At 45.5% G+C, this 26,542-nt stretch carries 31 protein-coding genes and 4 pseudogenes; 8 read left to right on the top strand and 27 right to left on the bottom strand.

Annotated features, from left to right (window positions below; genetic code table 11):
- The first annotated feature begins 11 nt into the window (after positions 1-11).
- From NHG65_RS26625 to istA, 8 genes and pseudogenes are all read left to right on the top strand, one after another.
- A complete protein-coding gene (locus NHG65_RS26625) occupies positions 12-569 on the top strand; it encodes a TetR/AcrR family transcriptional regulator (protein WP_499183510.1) in 558 nt (185 codons plus the stop codon).
- A gap of 37 nt (positions 570-606) precedes the next feature.
- Positions 607-1,035: a DUF417 family protein gene (locus NHG65_RS26620; RefSeq protein ID WP_059339616.1), complete on the top strand. Its 429-nt coding sequence runs from the start codon at positions 607-609 to the stop codon at positions 1,033-1,035.
- Positions 1,036-1,071: 36 nt separating this feature from the next.
- Positions 1,072-1,410, top strand: a complete 339-nt coding sequence (locus tag NHG65_RS26615) for a carboxymuconolactone decarboxylase family protein (RefSeq protein WP_059339619.1) — start codon at positions 1,072-1,074, stop codon at positions 1,408-1,410.
- A gap of 38 nt (positions 1,411-1,448) precedes the next feature.
- Positions 1,449-1,755: pseudogene (locus tag NHG65_RS26610) on the top strand (transposase); the annotation flags it as partial.
- Positions 1,741-1,971: pseudogene (locus NHG65_RS26605) on the top strand (integrase core domain-containing protein); the annotation flags it as partial. The pseudogenes NHG65_RS26610 and NHG65_RS26605, both read left to right, overlap by 15 nt.
- A 93-nt stretch (positions 1,972-2,064) precedes the next feature.
- Positions 2,065-2,526, top strand: a complete 462-nt coding sequence (gene msrB / locus NHG65_RS26600) for a peptide-methionine (R)-S-oxide reductase MsrB (RefSeq protein WP_059339617.1) — start codon at positions 2,065-2,067, stop codon at positions 2,524-2,526.
- Complete coding sequence (gene msrA / locus NHG65_RS26595; RefSeq protein WP_373638905.1) at positions 2,516-3,010, top strand: peptide-methionine (S)-S-oxide reductase MsrA; 495 nt, start codon at positions 2,516-2,518, stop codon at positions 3,008-3,010. The genes msrB and msrA overlap by 11 nt, the downstream gene beginning before the upstream one ends.
- Positions 3,011-3,456: 446 nt before the next feature.
- Positions 3,457-4,530 (top strand): annotated as a pseudogene (gene istA / locus NHG65_RS26590) (IS21 family transposase); the annotation flags it as partial.
- 29 nt (positions 4,531-4,559) lie between these two features.
- On the opposite strand, the pseudogene NHG65_RS26585 reads toward istA, so the two are convergent.
- The 27 genes and pseudogenes from NHG65_RS26585 to NHG65_RS26455 form a co-directional block, all read right to left on the bottom strand.
- Positions 4,560-5,336, bottom strand: a pseudogene (locus tag NHG65_RS26585) (Tn3 family transposase); the annotation flags it as partial.
- Positions 5,337-6,016: 680 nt separating this feature from the next.
- Entirely contained in the window at positions 6,017-6,112 is a 96-nt protein-coding gene (gene dqlB / locus NHG65_RS26580) for a DinQ-like type I toxin DqlB (RefSeq protein WP_021542841.1), read from the bottom strand.
- 476 nt (positions 6,113-6,588) lie between these two features.
- Entirely contained in the window at positions 6,589-6,849 is a 261-nt protein-coding gene (locus NHG65_RS26575; protein ID WP_050152470.1) for a hypothetical protein, read from the bottom strand.
- Positions 6,850-6,957: 108 nt separating this feature from the next.
- Entirely contained in the window at positions 6,958-7,770 is an 813-nt protein-coding gene (locus NHG65_RS26570) for a SprT-like domain-containing protein (RefSeq protein ID WP_050152471.1), read from the bottom strand.
- 2 nt (positions 7,771-7,772) lie between these two features.
- Positions 7,773-8,006, bottom strand: a complete 234-nt coding sequence (locus NHG65_RS26565) for a hypothetical protein (RefSeq protein WP_050074628.1) — start codon at positions 8,004-8,006, stop codon at positions 7,773-7,775.
- A 204-nt stretch (positions 8,007-8,210) separates the two neighbouring features.
- Positions 8,211-8,618: a hypothetical protein gene (locus tag NHG65_RS26560; protein ID WP_253276579.1), complete on the bottom strand. Its 408-nt coding sequence runs from the start codon at positions 8,616-8,618 to the stop codon at positions 8,211-8,213.
- A gap of 56 nt (positions 8,619-8,674) precedes the next feature.
- Positions 8,675-9,130 (bottom strand): H-NS family histone-like protein, encoded by a 456-nt coding sequence (locus NHG65_RS26555; protein ID WP_050152473.1) that lies wholly within the window; start codon positions 9,128-9,130, stop codon positions 8,675-8,677.
- An 18-nt stretch (positions 9,131-9,148) separates the two neighbouring features.
- The gene (hha, locus tag NHG65_RS26550) at positions 9,149-9,358 is read right to left on the bottom strand and encodes a hemolysin expression modulator Hha (RefSeq protein WP_044715194.1); all 210 of its coding nucleotides are present in this window, start codon (positions 9,356-9,358) and stop codon (positions 9,149-9,151) included.
- 2 nt (positions 9,359-9,360) lie between these two features.
- Positions 9,361-11,682 (bottom strand): type IA DNA topoisomerase, encoded by a 2,322-nt coding sequence (locus NHG65_RS26545; protein WP_050152474.1) that lies wholly within the window; start codon positions 11,680-11,682, stop codon positions 9,361-9,363.
- A 9-nt stretch (positions 11,683-11,691) separates the two neighbouring features.
- On the bottom strand, positions 11,692-12,066 hold the full coding sequence (locus NHG65_RS26540) for a hypothetical protein (RefSeq protein WP_253276580.1): 375 nt from the start codon (positions 12,064-12,066) through the stop codon (positions 11,692-11,694).
- Between the two features lie 34 nt (positions 12,067-12,100).
- The gene (locus tag NHG65_RS26535; RefSeq protein ID WP_050152475.1) at positions 12,101-12,757 is read right to left on the bottom strand and encodes a hypothetical protein; all 657 of its coding nucleotides are present in this window, start codon (positions 12,755-12,757) and stop codon (positions 12,101-12,103) included.
- Between the two features lie 40 nt (positions 12,758-12,797).
- Complete coding sequence (locus NHG65_RS26530) at positions 12,798-13,133, bottom strand: hypothetical protein (RefSeq protein ID WP_080994272.1); 336 nt, start codon at positions 13,131-13,133, stop codon at positions 12,798-12,800.
- A complete protein-coding gene (locus NHG65_RS26525; RefSeq protein ID WP_050152476.1) occupies positions 13,130-13,600 on the bottom strand; it encodes a thermonuclease family protein in 471 nt (156 codons plus the stop codon). Before NHG65_RS26525 ends, NHG65_RS26530 begins: the two co-directional genes overlap by 4 nt.
- Positions 13,600-13,785 carry a TraM recognition domain-containing protein gene (locus NHG65_RS26520; RefSeq protein WP_050074621.1) on the bottom strand — a complete coding sequence of 62 codons (186 nt, stop codon included), beginning with the start codon at positions 13,783-13,785 and terminating at the stop codon, positions 13,600-13,602. The genes NHG65_RS26525 and NHG65_RS26520 overlap by 1 nt, the downstream gene beginning before the upstream one ends.
- A 68-nt stretch (positions 13,786-13,853) precedes the next feature.
- The gene (locus tag NHG65_RS26515; protein WP_253276581.1) at positions 13,854-14,192 is read right to left on the bottom strand and encodes a hypothetical protein; all 339 of its coding nucleotides are present in this window, start codon (positions 14,190-14,192) and stop codon (positions 13,854-13,856) included.
- Between the two features lie 4 nt (positions 14,193-14,196).
- Positions 14,197-14,595, bottom strand: a complete 399-nt coding sequence (locus NHG65_RS26510; RefSeq protein ID WP_050074620.1) for a cag pathogenicity island Cag12 family protein — start codon at positions 14,593-14,595, stop codon at positions 14,197-14,199.
- Positions 14,592-16,427 (bottom strand): type IV secretory system conjugative DNA transfer family protein, encoded by a 1,836-nt coding sequence (locus NHG65_RS26505; protein ID WP_050152477.1) that lies wholly within the window; start codon positions 16,425-16,427, stop codon positions 14,592-14,594. Before NHG65_RS26505 ends, NHG65_RS26510 begins: the two co-directional genes overlap by 4 nt.
- A gap of 2 nt (positions 16,428-16,429) precedes the next feature.
- Entirely contained in the window at positions 16,430-17,461 is a 1,032-nt protein-coding gene (gene virB11 / locus NHG65_RS26500) for a P-type DNA transfer ATPase VirB11 (protein WP_499183516.1), read from the bottom strand.
- Between the two features lie 23 nt (positions 17,462-17,484).
- Entirely contained in the window at positions 17,485-18,693 is a 1,209-nt protein-coding gene (gene virB10, locus NHG65_RS26495; protein ID WP_050152478.1) for a VirB10/TraB/TrbI family type IV secretion system protein, read from the bottom strand.
- A complete protein-coding gene (locus tag NHG65_RS26490) occupies positions 18,690-19,619 on the bottom strand; it encodes a TrbG/VirB9 family P-type conjugative transfer protein (RefSeq protein ID WP_050074617.1) in 930 nt (309 codons plus the stop codon). Before NHG65_RS26490 ends, virB10 begins: the two co-directional genes overlap by 4 nt.
- Positions 19,620-19,624: 5 nt before the next feature.
- A complete protein-coding gene (locus NHG65_RS26485; RefSeq protein WP_050152479.1) occupies positions 19,625-20,353 on the bottom strand; it encodes a VirB8 family type IV secretion system protein in 729 nt (242 codons plus the stop codon).
- A gap of 273 nt (positions 20,354-20,626) precedes the next feature.
- Complete coding sequence (locus NHG65_RS26480; RefSeq protein WP_050152480.1) at positions 20,627-21,682, bottom strand: TrbL/VirB6 family protein; 1,056 nt, start codon at positions 21,680-21,682, stop codon at positions 20,627-20,629.
- Between the two features lie 11 nt (positions 21,683-21,693).
- On the bottom strand, positions 21,694-21,948 hold the full coding sequence (locus NHG65_RS26475; protein WP_050074614.1) for an EexN family lipoprotein: 255 nt from the start codon (positions 21,946-21,948) through the stop codon (positions 21,694-21,696).
- An 8-nt stretch (positions 21,949-21,956) separates the two neighbouring features.
- Positions 21,957-22,688: a type IV secretion system protein gene (locus tag NHG65_RS26470; protein ID WP_050152481.1), complete on the bottom strand. Its 732-nt coding sequence runs from the start codon at positions 22,686-22,688 to the stop codon at positions 21,957-21,959.
- 10 nt (positions 22,689-22,698) lie between these two features.
- Positions 22,699-25,458, bottom strand: a complete 2,760-nt coding sequence (locus NHG65_RS26465; RefSeq protein WP_072077758.1) for a VirB4 family type IV secretion/conjugal transfer ATPase — start codon at positions 25,456-25,458, stop codon at positions 22,699-22,701.
- A gap of 19 nt (positions 25,459-25,477) precedes the next feature.
- Entirely contained in the window at positions 25,478-25,768 is a 291-nt protein-coding gene (locus tag NHG65_RS26460; RefSeq protein WP_050074611.1) for a TrbC/VirB2 family protein, read from the bottom strand.
- The gene (locus NHG65_RS26455) at positions 25,752-26,405 is read right to left on the bottom strand and encodes a lytic transglycosylase domain-containing protein (protein WP_050152482.1); all 654 of its coding nucleotides are present in this window, start codon (positions 26,403-26,405) and stop codon (positions 25,752-25,754) included. The genes NHG65_RS26460 and NHG65_RS26455 overlap by 17 nt, the downstream gene beginning before the upstream one ends.
- Positions 26,406-26,542: the final 137 nt, after the last annotated feature.

Here is a 26,542-nt window from a genome sequence, read left to right as displayed (position 1 = left end):
AGGAAAATGCCGTGTCTACTTACGACAAAATACTTCGCCTGACGGATACATTGATCAAGCAACGCGGATTTCTGGGTTTCAGTTATGCCGATCTGGAAAAAGCGATTGGTATCAGAAAAGCCAGTATCCACCATCATTTCCCGGGGAAAACCGATCTGGGTTTAGCCTACTGCCAATACAAAACCGGGGTATTTGGTCAGCTTGATGCCGTCCTCCATGATATTCCTCCCGGCGTACAACGCCTCAGGGCGTATCTCGATGCGTTTGCCGGTTGTGCCGAGAGAGAGGAGATGTGCGGCGTTTACGCCATGCTGTCGGACAGTCACCAGTTTTCCCCTGAACTGCAGAAAGCTGTCAGCCGGCTGGCGCAGACGGAGATGCTGATACTGAAAGACGTCCTCGCTTCCGGGCAGAAAACCGGCGAGCTAAAGTCCGTAGTCCCTCCTGATGAGCTTGCCATCATTGTCTGCTCCGCGCTGAAGGGCGCGCTGATGCTGAACCGGATGCCCCCTCACGATGCTTATTCTGGGGCCGTAGACGCTTTAATGATGATGCTCGATGCCCGTTGATTTTTTATAAGGCATAGTTTTTTGCCTGGAGAATGGAATGAAAAATTTTATTAATGGTTTTATCCGCTCAGACTACGACATGGTTATTCTTCGTCTGTCGGTTATCACGATATTTATGCTGTTCGGGACCTATAAATGGTTTGATTTTGAAGTGATGGCCCTCGAACCCCTGATATCAACCACATGGCTGAATATCCTGTACATCCTGTTTGGTGTTCACGGAGGGAGCTATTTCCTCGGCGTAGTAGAAACCATCACTTTTCTGGCACTGATTATCGGTTTCTTCAGACCTGCAGCCGGGATATTGGGGGATATGATCGTTATCGTCACGGGTATCACCACGCTGAGCTTATTGCCACAACTGGGGAAAATTGACAGCTTCATCATAAAAGATGTCCTGTTAATCGGTGCCGGTGCTGTCCTGCTGAAATATGATTTGAAAAGATATTTAACTATCAGGGCTTGAAAGCCCTCTCAGCAACATAAGGAAACAATCATGAATATGAATTGGGATGAATATAGAAAAAACCTGCTTAAAAATGTCGGCTTACTCGGAGACGAAATTCCTGAGACCCTTAAGGGATATCAGACTATTGCGACGTCGGCAAACCGCCACGGGGTATTGGATGAAAAGACACAGGAGCTGATTTCCCTGGCTGTTGCAGTTACGACCCGGTGTGACGGATGTATAAGTATCCACTCATATGCTGCCTTGAAAGCAGGTGCATCCAGAGAAGAAATCGCGGCGGCTCTGGCCGTAGCTGTTTCCCTGAACGCCGGTGCTGCAGTGGTATATTCATCACATGTAATGGAAGCCATCAGTCAGAGTAAGATTACATGATGTGTAGTGGCACAGTAAATTTGTCCACCCGATTAAAGGTGATATTCTCACCTCAAAATAAAACAGGTGACTTAATGAACAAGAAAAATAAGCGTGCTTTCCCCCTGAATTCAGGGGGAATGTGCACGGCTGATTGTTGATAAGGGCTACTCATATCGACAAGCCGGTGAAGCGATGAATGTCGGTTCTACCACGCTTGATAGCTGGGTACGCCAGCTCAGGCGAAAGCGTCAGGGTTTTACGCCCTCTGCAAATCCCATTACTGCAAAGCAGCAACGTATTCGCGAGCTGGAAAAGCAGGTTCGCCGCCTGGAGGAACAGAATACGATTGTAGGTGACTCGTATGACAACGCGTTGGCTGAAAGCATTGACGGGTTATACAAAGCTGAAGTGACCCAGCGTCAACACTGGAAAAATAGGCAACATGTGGAGTTGGCGACGCAGACGTGGATAGACGAGTTCAACAACCGACGATTACTAAAACGTATCGGCTATGTATCTCCAGTTGAAGCAGAGCAAACGTATTATGCCTGGCAGATGAATAAATATTATGCAGACTAAGTCTCCGGGCTAAAAACTATCCAAGAAACCCGGTGTGGTTCACATTCATGAACCGGCCCCGTCCCGGCGAATAATGTTCGCAAGGAGAACGCGATGAGCAAACAATATCAAAAACACCTGCAGGCCGTTCAGGCGCTGACAGAGCTGCAGTTTAACGTCACACAGAAAAACGCCACCGAACGTCCGTTTACCGGGGAATATGACGACAACTTTGAGCAGGGACTGTACGTGGATATCGTCTCCGGTGAACCACTGTTTTCGTCAGAGGACAAATTTGATTCGGGTTGCGGCTGGCCGGCGTTCAGCAAGCCGGTGGAAAACAACGTCCGTAACCTGAGCGATCTTAGTCATGGCATGGTGCGCACCGAAGTCCGCTCCCGCCACGGCGACAGCCATCTGGGGCACGTCTTCTCGGACGGTCCGCAGGATGTCGGTGGATTACGTTACTGCATTAATTCCGCCTCACTGCGATTTATTCCGAAAACCGAGTTAGCAGCGGAAGGTTATGGCGATTATCTCGCCCTTTTTGAGAAAGGAGATAAACATGCAAACTGACGTGGCAATTCTGGCCGGTGGCTGTTTCTGGGGAGTTCATGAGCTGCTCCGTAAACTCGATGGCGTGATCAACACTGAAGTGGGCTATATCGGTGGTCGGAACGACTATCCGAACTACCGCAACCATCCCGGCCATGCGGAAGCCGTCAAGGTGGAATTTTCCCCCGACACGTTGAGCTACCGGAAGTTGTTGGAATATTTCTTTCAGATCCATAATCCGACAACTCCGTATCGTCAAGGCAATGACATTGGCCCCAGCTATCGCTCTGCGATTTTTGTGACCTCCGCTGAGCAAAGAACAGTGGCGGAACAATTGATTTCCGACATTGATGCATCCGGGAAATGGCCCGGGAAAATAATGACAGAGATCGATAAAGCTCCCCATTTCTGGCCCGCCGAACCTGAGCATCAGGATTATCTACAGCGTAACACAAATGGTTATACCTGCCACTTTGAGCGGCCTAACTGGGCGTTATCTAGGTAAGTGGATATCGCCGCAAATACATTGCCTTCAGCCCTGCCTACTGTGCGGGACTACTGAGATGGTCCCCCCATCCTGTAAGTGTTAAGCAAATAGGGTATTTTTCTTTTAGGAGAGGCCATCATGCAAAACGTTACACTTATTGGGGCACTGTCGCACTAGTGAGATGAAGTTGGTATAAGTTGTGTTGTCGATTATTTAAGCAATCAATGCATATTCTGGCCGATCGTGAACACTCATTCTGGCGGAACGTGAACGCAGTTTCTGGTTTCGCGTGAACGCGTATTCCGACGGAAAATACCACGATTTTGCACCATGATCAGAATCACTGTTCATTTTGCCAGAATCGGTGTTCACCTGACCGGAATTGCTGTTCACGTTTCCAGAATCATTCTTAACGCATTGATTTTTGCTGCTATATCTATCCCTTTCATTCCTGGGGGTGATATATGCCAAACAAGAGAATCGCAATGCGTAAAATCCATGAAATTTTAAGGCTGCGTTTTGAGGTCGGCCTGTCATTCCGTCAGATAAGCCAGTGCGCCGATGTCAGCACTGGTGCCATCCAGAAAATGCTCAAACGCCTTGAGGCCTCCGGGATCTCCTGGCCGTTACCAGAGGGGATGTCAGAGCCCCGGCTTGCCAGCATGCTGTATCCGGACTCTGACAGTCGTCCCGGCGCGCTGGAAGATCCTGACTGGGCTGAAATCCATATCGAGTTGCGTAAGAAAGGCGTCACCCGCCACCTTCTGTGGGAAGAGTACTGTCAGCGGATGCCGATCCGGGCGTACAGCTACTCACAGTTCTGCTGCCGCTACCAGACCTGGTGCCAGTCGCAGAAGCGCTCCATGCGGCAACAGCATCTCGCGGGTGAAAAATGCTTTATCGACTACTGTGGGCCCACGGTGGCGGTTATCTCACCAGAAACCGGCGAGTGCCGGCAGGCTCAGATCTTCGTGGCGGTGTTGGGGGCATCAAACTATACCTTCGCGGAGGCCACGTATACACAGGCGCTACCGGACTGGCTTCTTAGCCACGTCAGGATGCTGGAGTTCTTCGGCGGCGTCCCAGAAATCCTGGTCCCTGACAACCTCAAAAGCGGAGTTAACAAAGCCTGTCGCTACGATCCCGAACTGAATCCTTCCTACCAGCAACTGGCGGAGCACTATCAGGTCGCGGTGATACCGGCCCGCCCCCGGAAACCCAGAGACAAGCCGAAAGTGGAAGTTGGCGTTCAGATCGTTGAGCGCTGGATCCTGGCCCGACTACGGCATCAGGTCTTCTTCTCTCTGGCAGAACTGAACCACTGTATCCGTACGCTGGTTACGGATCTCAACGAACGTCCCTTTAAAAAACTACCCGGCAACCGGCGGGAAGCCTTTGACAGGCTGGACAAACCTGCGCTCAGACCGTTACCGGTACAGCCGTGGCGCTACCGGTACATCAAAAAAGCGAAAGTGAATATCGATTATCACGTTGAATATGAACAGCACCATTACTCTGTGCCGCATCAGTACGTGGGGTTCGGGGTCCAATGATGTAAAAAACCACGCTAAGGGTTTAATTCATTGTTTGTATTGAAATTTAATGGTCTTAACTCGCCATTCAGAATATCTTCTGGTAACGAAAACGTATAATGCCCCAGCATATTTATATGGCCATGTATCAGCGGCGACAATCTTGCCAGGTGCTCCTCCTCAGGAGTTTCCCCCGATTTGCGAAGATGTGACAACGCCTCCTGCATGTAAAGTGTATTCCACAGCACAACCGCATTGGTCACCAGGCCCAGAGCACCCAGTTGATCTTCCTGACCTTCACGGTAGCGTTTTCTAATCTCACCACGTTGTCCGTAGCAAATGGCTCGAGCCACTGCATGGCGTCCTTCTCCCCGGTTGAGCTGAGTGAGTATCCGACGCCGGTAATCCTCATCATCGATATAGTTGAGAAGATACAAAGTCTTGTTGACCCGGCCCACTTCCATAATCGCCTGAGCCAGACCAGATGGTCGGCTACTTCTCAACAGTGAACGAATAAGCTCTGATGCATGGATGGTCCCAAGCTTCAGTGAACCCGCCATTCGCATCATTTCATCCCATTGGGATTCTATTTTTGAAAGTTCAACACATCCCCGAGCCAGCTCATTCAGGGCACCATAATGGGCCATTTTATCTGCCCGCCAGAATATCGCCCCACCTGCATCGGCCAGACGAGGGGAAAACTGGTAGCCCAGTAGCCAGAACAGGCCAAAAATGATATCGCTGGATCCTGCCGTGTCCGTCATAATTTCTACCGGATTCAGCCCGGTCTGCTGCTCCAGAAGCCCTTCCAGGGGTCCGCTTGGAATTCGGAAATTATCCTACGTTAAGCTTTTCAAGCTTAACGGGTGATTTCGTTCCATTGATCGGAAACCCCTGACCGCAAGGGATGTACGGAACTGTCAGGCTGTCCGTTTCTGGTTTTGCCTACTTTCGGACAGATCAACGGCATGGTGTACGTAATCGTTCGGTTTCGGACACAGAAACGCTGTAGCCCCGCGAACCGAGTGATATCCAATAGCCGATTGGTTAAAAAGTAGTCTTAGCGTAGGTTATTTTCCCTTTTCCAAGCGGACCCCTAGAAAAAGGGTAGGAGCGATGATGCTTAAGTTTGGATGGGGGTCAGTTTGGAGATCGGAAATTTTTGTACGTTAAGCACATTATTTAACCAATTCGGATACGTAAGTGATTGATTTATCGTCAGTGGCTATCGCTTTTAGGTTGTCGCTCTTGCTGTATCGCATTTAGGTTATCCGATTAAGACAAAATCCCCTGAAAACGCTGTATAGCGCGGGAGTACACCCTATTGCTACAGGTAAGCCTGTTCAAAAAACAGGCTTACCGTACAATAATTCTCTATATCCAAACTGACCCCGGATGGGTTGAAGCAGTGGTTGAATGTTGTAACTAAATGTTGTTTTTATTAAAGGCCGGAGGTGGTTTGCCCCCGGCCTTAATTACGTTTCCGTAGTCATCAATCGATGAACTGGCGGATCAGTTCCAGAATAGCAATCAACGCATTTGCTAGCGCCGCTACCGCTCTCAGAACGATGATTAACAGATTAACCATCCGGTTCTCCAGATAAGCTGGAGGAAATCACCGTTGCTTACTCATACACTGCCTGTCACAACGGTTCTCTCGCATTGTTAGATGTAGAGTGACTTCCTCCTGCCAGAGCACCAAACACAGCACCACCTGTTTGTTCAGCCAGGACTTTTGAAACTATTCATACCCGCCTGAACGGGGAGGGGCAGGGAGGCCACTTACAGAGCTAACCCCGCAATTATACCGATTTGCTGACGAAACTCATGCTGTAATTCAGTCACTTGACACAGGCAGTCAACTGCCACTGGACAGCTTGTGTCAAGTGCCATAATATTATGGGTGTTAGATGTAGAGTGACTTCCCCGGACAGAGCACCAACTCAGTACCGGAAAGCAAAAAGCCCGATCTCACCAGTCGGGCTTTTTTGCGTCTGAACTAAATCAAAACCAGCGTGCGCTACGTGAAATCTGGAAATTTTCGGTGGAGTAACTGCCCAATTTTTAAAGAGGATTGTTATCAGCCAGCGCAAACATTGAATTCATACTGGTACGAAACTTCTTTACTGATGCGGCCAGTTCCATATTTCTGGCCTGCTCCTGGGCTAACGCCTGCCGCAGCCGGGTGATCTCATCTTTATTATGCTGATGCTCCAGTATGGCCGTCATAAAAGCTTTGCTGACTGACGCTGCCCCGATGTGCTCTTGCGCCTCCCGGATAGCGTTATCCTCATCATCATTAGTTCTGATTGTGTAATTTCCCATAAAACCTCTTTTGCTGTCATTTTTACCGCGCCGGCGTTTGTCCGGGCACCTGATTTGCTGGCAAAATGAGAATGGCCAACCAGGGCAGGTACTATGTTTTGCTGGCAGTTAGATTTCACCGAAGTCGCGATCACAATCGGCGCAACGAATGTTCAACCCCGCTTTCCCCCACACGGCGACACCACAGCCGGAACACTGATACTTGCATTTGTTATTTTTCGGCCTGTCCAAAAACGCCGCAACAGGCGCTGCATCCTCCCCGGCCATCACGTCTGTATCCACGTTCTGCGGCTCCACAGAGGGCAGCAGCGCCATCGAGAGTACTGCTTCAATATCGATGCCAGAGCCGGAACTTAGTTGCGCCTGTGTCAGCGTTTCTCGCCATTGCTCGATAACGGAAGAAAGGTCTTTGGGCTGTTCGACTTTGACCGGGTAACGGTCAAACCAGCTGAGGGCAAACTGTCCCTGGAACAGTTCAAGCGTGACGAGCTGGAAGCGGCCACCGGGGATCGGATAGTCGTTAATCTTCTGGCCGACTTTTGCACCGCCAGGATGTCCGGTAGAGGAGGGCATAAGCCCGATGCTTTCCATTTTGGCCGCCCATTGCGCATTGTGATACGTTTTGCGCGAAGGATTACCAAAGTGAAACTGCCACATATGACACTGCTCATGTACCAATGTCTGCATGACTTCAATCAACGGATAAGACGGGAAGTATTCCGGGTTCAGGGCAATTTCATCAATCATTGTGCCGCTGCCGTCAGCAGCGACAAACCGCCTGAAGCTGAAGTAACCCATCGTGTTTTTACCGCGTTGGAACGTGATCAGGCAGTCGGGGAGTTCGCCGTTAAATAGCTTCTGATTGTAGAAATCAAAAGCCTGTTGTAGCTCGCTGTAGGCGCGTTCTGTGGCTCTGGTCATATTCAGGACTCCTGAAAAACAACCCAGCATTTAGCACCGTCATAATCACTCCCGCCTTCAGCGATAAATACATTACCTCCAGTATCAACGGCAATGGCTCCAGGGCGTTCCTGATGGGGATCACGGAGAAGGTTTTTCCAGCCATACACCCCACCTTCCCATATGAGAACAACGCCAGAATCAGCGTGCTCCTGATTCTGTTGACGCCATGCTTTAGCAATATCAACGTGTTTCATATGACACCTTATCTGTATTGTACGATACATATAAAATAGAACAGCCAGAAACTAAATACAATCATTTTTGCTGGCATTTTTAGGTCGCCGGTGGCATCGAGAGGGGGATTATGCTGGCATTATTGTGCGGTCGCAGCTGCTGCAGAACGTATCTTTGCTGGCAGGAAAGGGAAGCAGGGGAGTCCCTGCTTCTGATAACAACAATCAGGCGTTACCCCATGAGCCGTGTTTCAGGCATTGCTGGTAAAAAACGCTTAACAGTTCTTCTTCTGTTGGGGGCGCATCGCCAGAAATCCCTATTTTGGCCGGAATGAAAACATTCTTGTCTTTCCCTGCCAGCGAACGTAACGCGTCAGACTGACGCATGACGTCATCTAACGCATTCGCCAGTTCAGTACCATTGCTGGCTAAGATACTGGTGAGCACGGCCATTCCGCCTTTAATTTCGCGTAAAGAGCCTTTCTTCCTGGCGACGCACACAACAAATAGCTGCATTTCAGGACGTAGCCAGGCCTGTTGAACAAACCCTTCTTGATAATTCACTTCATGGTGCGTGATTTTGCTGAGATCTGCACCTGTCTGGAAATACATTAATGGTAACGTCAGACTCAAAACTTCCTCCCGTTTTATCAAAAAAAACCTCCGGGCAGACCCAGAGGCTTATTACATTACTGTTGCTCTCCAGCGGTGCCGGACATCTCTTTTTTGATGAGAAAATCGTCCAGCTTACGACCCGCCTCTAATGCTTCAGCGATTGGCTTTGGCGATCGACCCCGGCCAGACCAGAACTTAACTTCACCGTTTTCTTCATACTGGTATTTTGGGGGCGCTTTAGGCAATTTGTTCTTACGAGCCTTTGGTGCATCGTCGGTCAGCCCAAGCAGCTGTTCAGGTGAAAAACCTTCTCCGGCGATCAACTGAAGCAATTCCTGGCGTTTCTTCTCACGCTCTTCACGTTCGGCAGCTTCACGTTCAGCATCTTCACGGCATTCTTCAATAACTGCATTAAGCTTTGCTTGCATTTCAAGAAGCTGCTCAAAATCTGTTTCACGTGCAAAAACACGTGCAGAACGAATATTCGTCAGAAGTCTTCGAGCTGCATCAAACGTATCATTATCGCTCATATTTTCTCTCTTGATGGGTTATCTAACGTGTTGCCAGACTGATGCAGGGATTTTATCAAACAGTTTATTCATGATTATCTCTGCTAATCGGTGATCAGCAGCAGAATAAAATGTCACCAGCTCTCCTGCGGTAAGGCTGCGTTCATTTTTTTCTATGACTTTCTCTAACGTTTCCCGGTGTTGACACTTTCTTAACTGGAAGAGCCAATCTTGTCTGGTTTTCACCATTACTATTTTTTCCTGAACTCAAAACCAAGTCTACCGGTAGATTTATCATGTAAGATAACAACAGCGTCAAATTTTTTCCCGGCTTTGCTGGTAAATCCTTTAATCTCACCAGTTTTACCTTTTTTGATTAACATTTCCACCTGACTCTGTGTCAGCTTCTTACTGGACAGTTCTAACCAGATTTTAAACTCACAACCTGTACAGAAGAAACCTTTTGGCCGGATTAAAATCTCTTTATCACAGGAAGGGCAGGGGACACCAAGACGTGAACTCGCACCCTCAGAAGCCTGTTTTTCCGTAACGGGTTTTCCATTGCTATCCGGGAATGATGTTTTGCATTCAGGGTAATATGAGCACCCCCAGAAAAAGCCATTCTGACCTTTACGTTTTATCAGGAACCCTTTACTACAGACAGGGCAAGGTGTTGCATTGGAAGAAATATTAATGCCGTTCTTATCCAGATTGTGGATCAACTCCCGGATATAATTGTCGTTTTCGCTGATAAAAGCTTCTACGGTTAATTCCCCGGCTTTAATCTGAGCCTGTTTTTCAGCCCACATTGCCGAGATATCGGGTTTAATCACTTCAGAAGGAAGTGCAGCGCAAAACTCCTGTCCCTGCGTTGTGGTTTTCCAGACCAGTTCTGAATAGCCCTTTTCTTTCTCTATCGAGATAAGCCCGGTATTGGCCGCCAGTTTTTCAAGGATACCTGCGCGGGTAGCTTCTGTGCCGATACTGCCCCGGTCGCTGCTCCCCTCGTCTTTGGCTTCAAGCGCTTTTCTCAGCGCCGGATCATCGATAAATTTTGCCGCACTGGTCATCGCGGCCAGTAACGTTGACTCCGTAAAATAGCGGAGTGGAGTCGTCTTTTTCTTGTCCACATCAGCCGACTCACACAGGCCACTGTCATTAAATTTCAGGGTCGATAAATCAAAACCGCCCGTTCCGCCATCTTCGGCTTCGTCCTCTTCATCATTGTCTTTACCCAGCGCTTCCCAGCCTTTTTGTACCAGAACGCTTTGTGTGGCCGTGAAAGTATCGCCTTTAATATCAAAGTGAATTTTCGTCTTGTCTCTGACCGCATCAGGATAGAACAGGCCAATGAAATGAACGGCCACCAGGTTATAAACGTTACGCTCTTTATCACTGAGCTGAACACCGGCTCCGCTTTTTGTTGTCGGGATAATCGCATGGTGAGCTTCGATTTTGCTGCCATCAAAGGCTTTATGTTTTTGCTCCTTATTCATATCGGCCGTTGCAGATGCCAGTTCCGGCATTGTCGCGCTGATCGCGCTGGCAATATCAGCAGCCTGGTAAAAATGCTCATCAGAAAGATAGCGGTTGTCCGTTCGTGGATATGTCAGAAGTTTATGCGTCTCATACAGCCCTTGCATGATACTGAGTGTTTCAGCGGCCTTATAGCCATATCGCTTTGCACAAATTTGCTGAAGCATGGACAAGTTGAGCGGCAGTGGGGGCTTAGTGTTTTCTGGCTTAGTGGTGGCGACGGTTACGATTGCCTCTTTCTTCGTCACCCGCTCAGCGATGTGCTTTGCCTGGGCTTCGGAAATAAGCCGCTTTTTATCGTCGATCTGATCGCCGTCCGTTGTCTGATATTTAGACTTAACCTGATGCCCGTTCACCGTTATGTTAGCGAAAATATCATAGTAAAAACTTTCACTGTGATTCTGGTTAGCCAACGTTCTGAGGTTTACAAGACCAAGAACAGCGCTCTGTACACGGCCAACGTTTAAAACACCGTCATAGCCCTTCTCACGGCCTTTAAGGGTACAACCACGCGTCAGGTTGTAACCAAAACCCTGATCACACAGAGAACGTGCCAGGGCGCTATCTGTCATACCCCGGAATTTTGAGTTTGGCTGCATATTTGCCAGTGATTTTTTTACTGGTGCAAGGTTGAGATCTGCAATCAACAGCCGTTCGACGGGTTTAGTGTTTTTGGCGTAACCAAGAAGCTCATCAACCAGCAAGCATCCTTCATCGTCCGGGTCGCCAGCATGAACAATACTGTCGGCCTGCTCAATCAGAGAAAAGATAATACGGGTTTGTGGTTCAGCATCCGGTCTGATTTTATAAGTTGGCGGCCAGGGGGTTTTAATTGGTAAATCACCAAAGCGCCACTTCGAATATTTCTCGTCATAGTCCTCTGGATCGCAAAGTTCAAGCATATGACCAAAACACCAGGTAACAGCATCTGTGCCGTGTTGAAAATAGCCATTTTTCTTTTCTGTATTCGGATTACCCCCCAGCCCCTCAAAAATAGCTTTCGCTAAAGACGGTTTTTCTGCAATAAAAAGTCTCATAAATAATCCTTAAATCAATTCTGACGCATTAATTTCATGATGAACAAGCACGCCACCCAACAATACAAAAATGTAGGAATAGCGTTTTCCTTTCTTTGATAGCCAATTTTTATAGCTTGAAAGGACATTCTGCCAATCTTCTGTACCATAATGTGATTCAATAACTCCAGACTGACAACGGCGACCCTCATCATATTTTTCGCCAGAAAAAACCATCCCCTCACCTGAAATAGCGAGGTGGTGACCACTGTCATGTTCAGGAAATGGCGGAGTATCAACCTCCATCGTTCTCCAATCTACAACCGTTGTGCCAATAATGATTGTTGTCATATTATGGTAAAAAGGTTTTTTGTTTTCAGATTTAAATTCATCTTGTGCACTCATAGGCATTTAACCCTCTCTTTAATGTTTTTCATGCTTAATCCTCCAGTTGTAGTGCGCCCATAGCGAATGCAGCCTCAACAATTGCGGAAAGTTGATGCGTTGGCATGTAATCTTTATAATTAATCCATACTCGTTTAATTTTCCCATCCACTTCTACCGCACGCTGTCTCCTTTCATTACAATCACTATCCAGCCATACGCCATTGAATAAAGGAAAACTGTTATTCTTAAAATAGACTTTTTTATCTTCATCAGACATGCAGTTGAGCATATGAGCGAGATAACGAGATACAAGCGCGAAACTTCTTACCGTAAGGTTCTTATCATCAGGTTTAACGTTTTTATTATCGAACTCTATAATGCCGCCTTTGTGGATTCTGAATTCCCCAAAGGCCATAACATGCGCACGTTCTGGTTTTGTCGGGAATGTCCATGTAGCGTAAAAAGAGTATACCCCGCGCTCTTTTTCTATCCACGCCTCCGCAACGAAGCAAGCCTCGCTACCATCCAGACAAGCTGAATAGCGTGGAGGTACACAAAACGAATCACTGTTATGAGAAACAGGTTGCGTGTATTTACCAAGAATAAATGTATCACCGACTTTCATATCTCTGATTGAACGCTGAAACCAAAGAGGCATCCGGCAATAACGCATAAAGTCATAAACTGTTTTTACTGAACTCTCTTTCATAAACGACTCCTTTACCAGCCATAAGGATACGCAGGGAACGTTAACGAATACTTATATGCGTGACTTCCGCAATAGCTAACAAATATTGTTCCTGAGAATCAATCCAGCCATTCACCCAAGGATGTCTAGAAAGCAACTGTGGACATTGATTTTTAATTAGTTGAAGTAGCTCTCTGTTTTCATCAATACGCTTGTTAATACCGCCTTGTGTACATTTTATGGTTTTATAAATGGAGTCAATTTTATCGGCTTTGCGCATGTTGGCTTTAACTACATCAACAAAGCGAATAACCAGAATTACAATAACAACCAGCGAAATGATGAAAGCCCAAAAAAAAGGATTTTCGATAACATAATTCATAATTAAATCTCTCATTTGTTATGCCGCCATTCCCACGGCGGCACAGGATGACTTTCAGCCCACAGGCCGCGTTTTTGTTCCTGGGCTTCCCGTTGCAAAGCCGGAAGTGCGTTGTCCGTGTTGTATCGCTCATACACCCATGCAGCGCCTGACTGCACCATAAAGCGATTGGCCTCAATACCGTTCGTTGTCACGACTCGCCCCAGGACACGCCCGTAACGGTCTTTTTGTGTGTACGTCACCGTAACGGGCTGCCCTGCAACCAGGGCTTTAAGCTGGTTCGTTGACCAGCTCCCGTATGCTTGTTTCTTTTCCGGGGCATCAATATTCAACAGGCGAACCCTGACGATTTTCTTTTCCTGCAATACTTCAATGGTGTCGCCATCAAGAACACGAATAACCTTTCCTTTAATTTCAGCTGCAAATAATGAGGAATGGAAAAAAGCCGCAAACAGTAAGAGCGAGATAAAAACACGTTTCATTATTTCTTTTTCTCCAGCATCAGTGCCGCTACGTCCTTATCCTGAGCAAGAGTGATGTGTACATTGCAATTTTCAACAATAGCTTTCGCTGTATCATCACTAATGTTTTTCAAATCGCTCAAATCTTGAGTAACAGTTATTACTTGAAGATTATAACGTTTGATTTTTGAAATAGATTCTTTCATCGCTAACGCCCTTCGGTTGTTCAACCCCGCAAACCTCAGATTAAAATCTGAAATTTCCGGGGTTATGGTTATTCCTGAAATGACCGCCCGTAGCGTTGAATAATCATTTCCAGCGTGTCTTTATTGATTACGGCACCCTCACAGGTATTCACTATGCTCTGCCTGAGCCTTGCCGTAGCTTCCGGGTTGTAATAAGGCGTAAATACCCGCACATTAAAAAAACGCTGATTAACTGGCTGGCAGGCTGGCTGTGTATCACCCTGTAATTTCCCAACCATACAGGTTAACAGTTCGCAGGGATCACCAGTCTGGTTTAGTCCGTCAGTGTGGTTATGTTTTTTTGCTAAAGCCGGAGAACTTAATACGGCTAGAATGACCGGAACCATGATCATCTTTCTGATATTCATACTCTCATCCTTTTTTCTGAAGATAGATATTTATGGATTTAATACCGAAATTATCAGCCTTGTATCTGTACTGTATTAACCCATATGAACCGTTAGACCGCAGCCAGTTCTTTGCTGTGAAAAAATCATCACCACGACTACTTTCAACAATAATAAAATCAGAATGCGCGACAGCAAAAAAAACATCATCACTATACAGCCTATTTTCAGGAGAAAAATTCCTAATAAGCTTCACCCACGACGAATTAACCTGGTCTGATTTAATTACTGTAAAAGTCGGTTGCCAGTCCATTAACTGTGAGTTCATCGTTGCCGGGTCTTGTTTCCAGTCAACTTGTGGAGGTTCAGGAGGTGACGAACAGGCAGAAAGAAATAAAAGGGCAGTTAACACTACTTTTTTCATAATAGAACCTCGGATTCAAGCTCACCAACGGAAAGCATTTTTTCTTTTGAAGGGTATTTGAGTCCTTTAACACCGAATATATTTTTTGACTTGTTAATACTGGATGTTAATGCAGCCAGTTTTGGACTAACCAGCATCAGCCTGTCCATAAAATACGGGTCAAGGTAGTAAAGGGCTTTTTGCGCTTTAACAGGGTTCTCACCCTTGAGGATGATAAATTCCTCTGAAAAGTCCAGCGTTCCCAGCTCCTGTGGAAGCACCAGAGCACGCTGTGCATCACTTTCGGAATTACTTTGCGATGTAGAACGGCCTCTGGTTTTACTGGTGCCGGTAGATTTAGCCGTAGTGTAACCCAGTTTTTCGGAAATCTTTTTGGCATCATCTTCTTCACTGACGGCATAGATAATCCGGCAGGGATGCGCACTCATTAGTGTCTTAGCTCCTTCAATTCCGTATATTTCATTTAGCTGACTGATATTCTGATAAATCGTCAGTAGCTTGAGTTTAAACCCGGCAATATACCCTGAACCTTTCTTGATGATTGGCATGTAACCAATAGAAGGGAACTCATCCAGAAACATCAGGCAGTCATGCTTAAGCGTTGGGTCAAAGTCCGGGTTTTCCCTCAACGTGACTTCAACAACAAAGTTAAAGAACAGGTTGAGAAAATCATACGCCAGAGACATATCCTCAGCATTAACACCCACATAGATTGAAATATCTTCACGCCGTAACTGACGCAGATCGAAATCATTTCCATCAGTACATTTTCTAACAGTAGGAAGATAAAACAGGCTCATTTTTTTACGGAATGAACCGTCGATACTTGAACGTTGCTCATCTTCCGTTTCGTGATACTCGCGAATTTTAGTCAGCGCATCCCGCAGATGGAATAATGCCGTTTCGTCTAACCCCGCCACCCCCTCAAAATCTTCACGATTACTCAGCACATTTTCCCGGTCAATATTGCTGTAGAGATCAACGACAGAGCCTATGGAAAAAATGGGTTTAAGATTGAATTCATTAAGCCAGTCGGGGGCATAGTTGATAAAGAAGTGAAGCAGCTTTGCAAGACCAATCCAGTATTGCCCGGCAAGGTTATTAAAGTGAGCTTCAGCACCCGTCATACCATAAGACGGGAACAAAATTTCTATCAGCTTCAGTAAGTCTTTTGCACCACTCTCAGCTTTTAAATCAATATAGAATAGTGGGTTAAACTTATGCGTTTTACTGTTAAAAGGGTCTAACAGAAAAACCTTATTCTGGAGAAGCACCTCACGAACTTTACTGGTGATTTTCCACAGTTCTTGTTTTGGATCTAAAGCAATAAGAGAATGTTTTCTCACCAGAAGGTTAGGAATACCAATAGCAGCACCTTTACCTGCGCGTGTACCTGCACCCAGCGAAACGAAATCAGGTGCGGTATACCAGAGATATTTCCCTTTATAAACACCGACCAGAATATCACTGTCATTTTCCTTCTCCCACTTGAGCAACTTTGATTTACTCAAATCATCATCACTCGCAAACTTTGCATCACCGTAAAGGGAGAAATCTGTTTTATTTATCTGCCAGATAATAAAAACAGGCACGATAAGTGATGCAGCCATACCGGAAAGAATAGAGGGTATAGCTGTAAACCTGATGCTAGTTCTTATGTTGCTTTCTGTCATGAGCCGCCAGAGCAGCATGGAATCAAAATTCTTCCATATAAACAAGGGGGTTTTATGATTAAAAAAGTACACAGCAACTGAACCAGCATAGTACGTTACCAGGCACATAACTAAACCGATAAAAACCCACTGGCCTTTATCGGGAAGTTTGACAGACATAATCACTCCTTCAGTTTTTTAAAGTATTCCTGAAAGTGAATATCACGATAGTAAATACCCGATGCAAAGCGTGAATCCTCTTCATCAATGTATTTAATACTCATGATCACATCGACGTTGCTCAATACCCGCCGCAATATAATGTTATAAGGCAAGTTCTGGCATTCCGGGTTCATATAGCACCGCTGTACAAGTCCAAACACAGCATCTTCAGGCGTACCTTCATGTACAGTGGTTAAGTTTCCTGCGTGGCCGGAACTTGAACCTTTAAGAAAATCCCAGGCTTCAGCACCGCGAACCTCTGTCATCAGTATTCTGTCACCATTCATGCGAAAACCAGAACGCAGAAGAGAGGCTGAACTCACAACGGTACTTTCCCCTTCTGACGGGTAATATAGTTTCACATGATTTTTATGAAACCGCAGTTTCGCCTCATCCGTATCTTCGATAGTAATAATTCTGAGATAATGCGGTATATACTCAAGACAGGCATTTGCAAACGTGGTTTTCCCGGCTCCTGTCCCGGCACAGAACACCATCGTTTTACCCTGTCTCAGACATTCAGGAATAAATCGTTCAAAACGATTCTCTTTAAACATTAAAGATAATTCGTCTTCTTTATTTCTGAAATCAACTCCCTGATTTAGCCTTGAGTAAAAACCCTGTTTTACAAAAGTTGGATGGTCAATGAACACGCTGGATGGCTTACGAATTGTGATTGATACCGTTTCTCTTTCAGTGGCCGGAGGAATTACAATCTGTACGCGCTCCCCAAGGGGGAGCGTGGCAGAGCGCAACGGATATTCTGGCGTAACAGAACCACCATTATGATAATCAGATATTGCCCCTGCAAATGACATACAGTCGCGAAAACTCATATTGGTTTCGTTTTGCTGCCATTTCCCTCTGACTTTAACAAACAATTCACCGGGACGGTTTACGGCTATTTCGGTTAAACCTTCCACATTATTTAACCACTGATGAAAATAATCATTCACGATGTCATAAACAATATGGCGGTTTTCAGTATTAATCTCACCCTGCATTACATGACCTCTTATTTCATTTTCAGTTTATAGATGCCTGAGAAATCCAAATCCTGACCGACAATCAAAGTAATAATTTCACCTTGATTTTTATATAGCGTTGGAGGGATATTCACGCTGTTTGAAAATGACTCACGAGCAATATCAGCAAAAGCCTGTCTACTGTTTGCCGTATAATCCGTCTGGTTATCTTTATTGTTTTTTGCTGCCCCGCTTAACGCCTGAGCAAAATCGGGGATCATGCCAACCATCATCGCCCCCAAAAAACGGTCGCTAAAATGAGTATCAATCCATCCTGACGCCCCGGCTTCCCCCAGCGCTCCCGATGCCTGCGTATCAATCAGCGGTATATCAATGAACGGTGTGGTTCGTGTCCGTAGCTTGGTTGCCATGATAAATACGGCACCCTGCCCGTGCCGGAACGAACCGGATTTGTACATCAGGTAAGCAGCCGTGCCTTTTTCGATAAGCTTCACATTGCCGTTTGCGCTGTAGATATCAGTATTAACGGTACATACCAGCTTTCCGGCCAGGTCAGATACAAAGCGCCGATCCAGTGAACAGGGGATTGCCGTGTTTTCAGGGATAAACAGATTAGGGTCATAAGGAACCCGCGTAATCTTTGATAGCGAGACAGACGCGCCTGCATTCACCGGCTGCACTTCAGGTTTTGTATTACTCCCCTCACCGTCGTTTGTCTCGCTGGCCGTCTTCGTTGAGGCACTGCTGCTGTTTTCTGATGCAGCGCTGCTTCCTCCATAGGACACATCAAGTGCGCGGCTGTAGCCGTGCTGTACGCTTTCCGGCGGGGCTTCTGCTTTACCGTTGCTGCTACTGGATTTACTCTCTCCGTTCGCCTCCGGTGTTTTTTGCCCGGCATTAAAGGGGTCAGTGTCATCACTGAGTCCCGTCTGACGTTTAACCGATCCCGTAGCCACAGTGTCACCAGCGGGCTTTTCATCCGTACTGGACATACTACGAATAATTGACGGAACGTAATACACAGATAATCCAGCGGCCAGCAGGACAAAAGCGGCGATTATTATGATCATCCCTTTACGTGATTTTTTTAGCTTCTCGATCCCCAGCTTATTAGCTGGCTCAGCGGTATTATCTGCTTTATCAGATTGATCTCCCTGCTCCAGCTCTTTCTGGCGTAGTTCGCGTAACTGACGCTCAATTTCTACCGCTGTAGGCGTTTTGTTTTCCTGTTCGCTCACTGGATCACCTCCTTATCTACTTTCGGAGAGACGGTATCTCCGGCAGGTAAACGGACTTTGCCAAACCCTTCATTTTCCAGACCAACAACCTGATCCCCAAGGCGAAGTACAAACTTCTGGTCAACTGGGACACCTACTACGGTGTAACTGTTGCTGTGCTTAATCACTGGGTTGGTTATGGTTTCCTTCTGCCCACTCATAACAAAAACACTGGGAATTTTTTTCATAGGGCTGAATCCTAACCACGTATAACGACCATCGTCATAGGCATAATCCGGGCTGATACTCCGGCTACCTTCTGCAACCCGTTGCGTATACTTCCAGTTACGTGGCGATTTGCTATTTTCAAGCGCCCGGTTAATGGCCTGTTCCTCCTGACGCTTGTTTAACGCTTCAATCCTCTTTTTCTCAATTTCCGCCTGGGCTTTACGCTGTTCCTGCGGGTACTGGTAATTCACCACAAAAGCAATTTTATTAGGCTGGCTGAACGTCTTCGCGTTCAGCTCCATGCTGTAATTGCGTTTTGTTGTGCGAACAAACAGGTTTGTTCGCCAGCGTTCCAGATCGTTCTCAGGGTCGAGTGCCACGTTAACAACTTCAGACGATTGTTTACCGTTCTCGTCCGTTTTGTTGTTTTGCACGGTCTGTTTAACAGGCTTCACTTCCACATAAACAAGGTTATCTTCTTTATTTACAGACCATCCCTGCGGAAAACCCGTTCTGGCACTGATTACCGTTTCATCATCATCAAATACCAGAGTAGTGGTATACCCCACCGCGCTGTTAATGACGGTCGTATTTTGTGGGTTATAACTGACGTTTTGATTTCTCGGGTCGAAACCGCTTCCCGATGGCACCACCGCGGCATTACAGACGTGAGCGGCCATCAGGAACGCAATAATTAACGCTCCTTTTTTCATTTTCATCTGATTTACCCTCTTACTTCTTTGTCGCGAACGTAGCTGGTAACAACAAACTTAAGTGGATTTCTGTTTCTGTCACCTGACTTCATATCCACTCCCGGTTCAATCCTGTAAGTCAGACGAATATTCCAGTATTCATCCTTGCTCATACCTGTAGCAACGTCCCGGACGGTTTTTCTAAAACGCACATAAGCACCGATATCTTTATCATCCTTACGGGATGACGGGCTTATAATAATTGAGGGATTATCCTGGACGCTGGCGGTTTTCTCAGCCTTGTTGTAAATAACTTTAGGAGACTGGTCACTATTGATTAAAGCATTATAATCTGCGGCAACATTTTCAGCGCTGTATGCCATAACAAAATCATAATCATGTTGCAGGCTGAAGTAATTATAACCTTCCCTACGCTTAACATATTGACCAATAAAATATTGAGCGATAGCCTGATTCTCAGAAAGGTTTTCTTTTTTAACAGTGGTCAGCCATTCTGTAACGCCGGTTACTTTGTCAATCAGAGCAACATCCACAACCGTTGTTTTTAAAGGAAGCGCACTGTTAAGAGCAATAAGAGAAAACACCCCTATTACGATACCAGAAATCCCACCGAGTTTATAAATACGATTCATTTTCTCTTGCAAGGCTACGTTTTTCTCTTCAAACGTGCTTGAAGAGTCAGTTACTTCTTTTTTCTTATTAAAACCGGGAAGTTTTAATTCTGGAATTTTAAACGCCATTACGCATTACCTCTGCTGAATTAACAGGTTCAGTTTTTCCTGAAACCGGAGGTTGTATGTGCGACGACTGACACCCGACGAGACAAATCGTCACGATAGCCGCGATAATTATTTTCATGTTTCACCTGAGTAGCTTTGATTTAAAGGCCAATAGCTACGCTTTTCAAGCGTGACTATTTAGTAATAGAGGGAGGGTTAATAGAATGCGTAGATAACACTCATTACAAGCGCAAGAATTATCACCATAAGATAAAAAAAGTATATTTCTTTCATTTAGCCACCATATTTTTTCTTAGCCATTTCTATGGCTGCACTGCGCAATTTTTTAGCACCGATGTTTATCCCTTGTCCGGTCAGATTACCCAGCTTACCTGATAACCCGGTAGACTGGCCTAGTCCACCTTCCTGACGGCGGACTCCTTTCCATGCACCTAGACCTGCATTCTTACCCATCCCCAGCGCACCGCCAGCCATACGTGATGCACCAAACGTTGCCGCTCCAATTCCCATAGCAGCAGCGCCTTGCAACGCCCCTTCAACGCCAACGCCCGCGATCTGCGAAGCATACGTTTTAGACTGCCAGATAATCCATGCCATAAATGCCCCGGCAACACCTGCTTGCGCACCAGTGGAGATGAGGTTTAAAGAATCAGCGTTGGCTATAGAGATAGAGAGAACACCATTCATGAATGTCATACCCGCTTTAATCGCTAGACCACCGAATAAAAATATTAAGCAAGAACTAAAGATTAATTGAAGCCAGCTGTTAAACATCTGCCGCAGGAATCCAAATGACAAACATAAGATGAATAAAGGCGCTGTGACGGTGAGTACCTTTAACGTTACCTCCGCCGAAAGATACACAATTGAGGTTAGTAACAGTGCAAATATCCCACCGGCATAAACAAATAAAGCTGCAATAGCACCGTCAGTTTTAACGTATGTTGAAGTGTCCTTGTCCATGAGGTATTTAGCAACCTCTAACACCTTAGCCCATAACTGATCTATCCACTTCCAGGGATCTCCTCCTGCAAAAGTTGTTTTCAACCCATCAATAGCGCCATTTGCACTATCTAACCAACCACCAATGTTTCTCACGAAAATTAGAATTAGCCAGAACCGGAATAAATTCCAAATGAAATCCTGAACATGTGACTTTTGTTTACCAACAACAACCGTATAGGCATACCATAATACGTAAATTGAAATGCCATACTTACCCAACGTATACGCTATTGAAGAAAACCCATTTAACTGACCATTCAATGACTGGTCAAGTATTTTAACAATAGTGTCTCGGGCTGTTTGGAAAAAATCAGAAGATGCCATAAAAGCCCCTTTTATTTCTTATCAACACCCATTTTTTTAAATGCATCTTTGAATGATGGCTCAGGAGCATTTAATTGTTGGTATCTAAATAAACCGTCCTTTGCATTTTTACAGTTATCACTATCACTGCCAGAAGTTTTACATTCTGCGACTTTCTTTTCTGCATCAACATGATGTTCTTTCCACCAATCAGAAGATTTGACATCTTCACAACCAGTAAGCATCAGCGCTAACCCAGCAATTAAAAATAGCATTGTTGGTTTCATGTATTACCTCATTTCATTTCATAATCATTAACAGAGAAGTTTTCTTTAAAAGAAGGTTCCTCTGCATTTAGCTGTTTTTCACGAAAAGCAGCCTCCGACATCTTCTCCTTGTATTGTGCTAGATCGCGTTGCTTATCGCGATACATTTCATACTGAAACTTGAGTTTTTCGAATTTCATATTTTCAAGAGAAACAGCATTCGTCGCATCCTGTGTGGCCTTCGTATCCTTCGCGTTCTTGACCTGGTCTATGAGATCTTTCATCGACTGGTTGTCTTCTTTCAGCTTATCTTGAAGCTGATTGCCGTACTCAACCCCTGCAAGCTGCGATAAAAAACTCGCCTCGCAGCCTTTAACCAGATCACCGGTATAACCCAGCCCTTTACAGGTATCCGTCACCTTATAGTCGCTGAGCAGCGTTTTGGCCTGCTGTGAGAGGACTCCATCCGGGTTTTTGATGTAGTCATCAATAAAAGCATTCCCCTGGTCGTAGATTTGCGTCAGTTCGCTACTGACTGACTGCGCATCCTGAACCAGCCCCTGTACATCACGAATTCCGGTTTTAGTTAACAGCTCGTCTTTATAAGCCGTAAGTTCATTTTGCCATTGTTTAGCTTCTTTCACCCACTGTGCAGCCGTGTCTATAGAGGATTGCGCATCATGGACAATCACCCCAGTTCCTATCGCAAACACACTTGCAGAGCAGCTAAACAGCATTACGGCCAAAAGTTGTTTTTTCATCATTTTCACCTTAATCAATTCCACGGTTAGCACGTTCGAGGTAGGTATCAATCCAGTCAGCGGGTTTCATCCCTTCTTTCCAGATCTCATCGAACAGCTCCAGTTGTTCAGCAGAAGCACTTAAAATCGGTAGATAATAAGCCGCCCTGCCCAGGTCTAATTTTGCAAAGGCCGCAAAGTCATCCCGTTCGCCCTGCCGCTGTGGGTTTTTAACCACCATGAACTGACGAGACAACGGGTCAATCGCCTTAATTTTGTCAAAATAAAGTTCCCTGACCTGAAGCCCTTCAACATACTCACCACGTTTGGCTTTAGGATTTGCCAGATAGATATGTGTGGCACACTGTTCACGAACAGCCGCAGCTATCGGCGTTTTAATCAACTCATCTGGTGACTGCGTGGCAACAACCAGCACCATATCCAGCTTACGTCCGGTTTTGAGTTTGTTATAAACGAAGTCCCTGAATGCATCGTTATTAATCCATTGCCAGAACTCATCCATATAAATGATAAGTCGTCGGCCATCGGCCAGCATGGTGACGCGATAAATCAGATAAAACGAAGCAACCGGGGCAATAACTTTGTCATCCAGGAATTCTGTGCCGTCAACGCCGAAAACATCCAGATTAGCAACGTCAAAAGTGTCCGTTGGGTTATCAATTACCCAGCCATATTCACCTCCCTGCGCCCAGGCTCTCAGACGTGCTTTGATACCGTGTCGTTTCGTCTCTGTATCATCTGGCTCAAGAATAAGCGGGATAAGTTTGCTGACAGGAAACGACCGATCTTCCCTTGCCATTAGGCGTTCAACGGCATCTGAGATAAGGCCGTTCTGGTAGTTATCCAGAGTATTATTGTTGAGGGTACAAATCAGTCTTACCAAATCCTTCATAAAAGCGATATTTCGCTTTGTTGGCTTCAGAGCCGCTGGGTTCCAGCCAGTCGGCACACCTCCCTTAACCCGGTAATATTCACCGCCCATTGCACGTATTCCCACTTCCCCGGCACGGTCTTTATCAAAAAAGACAGTGGTCAGTTTCCTGACCTTTCGGTTAGTGGGAAACGACTCTGGCACGCCGAACTGCTGTACTGCATAAGCCTGAGTCATTATAAGGACGGTTTTCCCAACGTTAGAAGTACCCAATATTTCCGTATGCCCCAGCGTCGGGTTCTTACCAAAGAAGTTCTGATGCTCGGTGGTCATATGGTAATTGAAGTGATAAACATCATTACCGGAGCCACGCAAGGTGATCAGTTTATTTCCCCAGGTGTTACCACTTTCTTTTCCGTTAAAGAAATTATGGAAACTTTCCATCTCTGCAAAGTTCAGGCTGCTGATAATGCTGAGGCGTGGTCGCAGCGTATAGTTACCCGGTAACTGAGCAAAATAAGCAGCACCAAGACTTAATGTCGAGTAGGTGAGAATCAATCCCAAATCTTCAAGAGTCGTGGTCACGATGTTGGTATCTTTAACCAGCCGTTCCGGGGTATCAGCAAATACAATTAGCGTCTGGTGACATTTACCAAACGAGTTGTACCCACTGGATACCATATCGAGGCCAACACGGAGATCGGCCAGCAGCGATTTAGCTGCATCATCCGTCATTTCCAGCTTATCTATCTGATCGTCTAACGCCTTTATTGACGCCTGTTTGTCCATAGTTGTGAAAGACGATGTAAAGACATACTCAACAGGAAGATACATAAGGGCATCGAAAATACCCGCGTCAGTTTCCTGAAAATAGTCCTTTATCTCAATGCAGCGAAAGTATCTGCCGTGGTCAGAAGCCGTGATCTGACCAGCATCATTGCCAAAGAACAGATCTTTACCGCCCAGATAGGTATAGAACGGGCTGTTAGTCACCCTGACTTTCTGCCACTTACCCGACAAGAGGTACTGGAAAAGAGATAACTGGTCAGAAAATACTTTTCCATTTTCTTCAGCCAAAGCAAGACGCCGGGAATGAAATCGTGAAAGGTAAGTATCTAACCGACCACATATTTCATTCATTTCATTAATGGGTTCGTCAAAGACTTTATTATTTCCTTTTTTCTTTGAGATGAAATTGGAAATTTTATCTTCAACATTAAAAACTTTATAACAAACAGTTAAATACAATCTATTTTCGAAATATTCAGGCTCAGTCAGTGACTCGTAGTATTGATTCATTACTTTATTAACAAAAGGTATTTTGCTATTAAAAGATGTATGAATTTCTTTTTTAACCCTTATTCGATGCGTATAAAAAGTGATGGCTTTACCTTCAAAGCTACGGATAAGCGTATTTAACTGGTCTGTCAGAATAGTTAAATCCTCATCATCGACACATTCAAAATAAGCGCCGTCGATTTGCCATGTCGCCAGCAAATCTTTCTTTTTAGTGACAATAAGGTTATCCGTGATGTGAGAGGAGTAAGGTATCAGTTCTTCAAGAGAAGCCTGGTCTTTCAGTTTCATAAAATTGTCCACTCTGGAAATATCGACTTCATCATACTGGCTCCCTGCGTAATGAACGGCTCTGAAGCGTTTGTTTGACAGCGGATGACCTTTGATCAACGCTCGCAGGTAAAGCAAGTCAAAAAAACGTTCATCTATCTGTGTAACTCGCTTGATGGCATACCAGCCAGGTAGCACAAGGGCGTACATAGCGTCGTGTATCCAGACCCCAAGCAGTACAGCGATAAGGCACATTCCAAGGAAGGGGTAGAGCGGAACGCCCAGCCCGCGAATTAAAGCGGGGCGTGTTAGCCCTTTAAAAAGAGTACTCATTTTACGCCCCTTGTATTATTTAGGCCAACCAGTCAGGTACATAAGGAGCGATAATAAAGATGATCATCCCAATAACTAAAGGAATAATCCAGCCCATATGCTGGCGAGAGAACAGTGCAATATAAGCAATGCCCAGACAAATAATAGTAATCACGGGTTTTCTGATATCAGTCAGAAAGTCGATTATTTTCTGTAAAAAACCAGTGGTTTTGGTAGAAACATCATCGGCAAATGCTGGTTCAGCAACGCATAGCATCAGAGCACCCATAAAAACGGCCAGCGTCAGATAACGTTTATTCATTTTCAACATCATTAGTTTCCTTTTCATCTGTTACAACGCCACGCATGGCGTATTGTGGATATACGGTAATTTCTTTAGGTTGGGTTTTATGTTGATTTTGTTCGGCACTCTCCTTGTTGATTTCATCTTTAACCGAAGGGACAAGCCAGGTTTCTTTATTGTCATTTCGGTTATAACCAATTCTTTGCGTATAGCTTGTATTGTTAAAGCTTGACTCGGTTTTCCTACCGGTTACAAAGTTTCCCGAATAATAACAACTAAGTGCATTTTGCAGACTCCCTCCCCGCTGATAACAGTCAACGATTATCTTTTCCGATACAGACAAATTTGTACAAGGAGATAAAAGTTTCTCAGCATCAACACCGTATTTATTAAAATTAGAACTGGTAATTTGCATAAGACCGACTGAATAACGATTATTTCTTAATTCAATTTTATTAATTATCTGTAATGCGTCCTCCTTTGTTTTTGGAAAGTAAGAAACTACACCGCTGTCACCGGGTTTACGTTTATCTTTCGATATAATCTCGGCAATCGCATAGGGATTAAAACCAGATTCAACCCTTGCAATCTCATGTGAGGTATCAGGATGAACGCTGGCTGCGCATTGCATAGCAAGCGCAATAAAAGCAGAAGTGGATAACATTAAATTCTCCCGGCCAGAACAGCGCGGAACAGGTCATGCAGAAAGGTTAGTCGTCGGAATCGTCATCAGCTCCGTTTATAAGCTTTTCGATTGCCTGGTGTGAATAGGTTTTGATGAGGTATTGCACAAAACCAGAA

Origin of the sequence: Serratia myotis (assembly GCF_027474885.1) — a bacterium.
Taxonomy (GTDB): Bacteria; Pseudomonadota; Gammaproteobacteria; order Enterobacterales; family Enterobacteriaceae; genus Serratia; species Serratia proteamaculans.
Note: the sequence above shows the minus strand (reverse complement) of the source record. Positions and strands in the feature narration are given on the sequence as shown.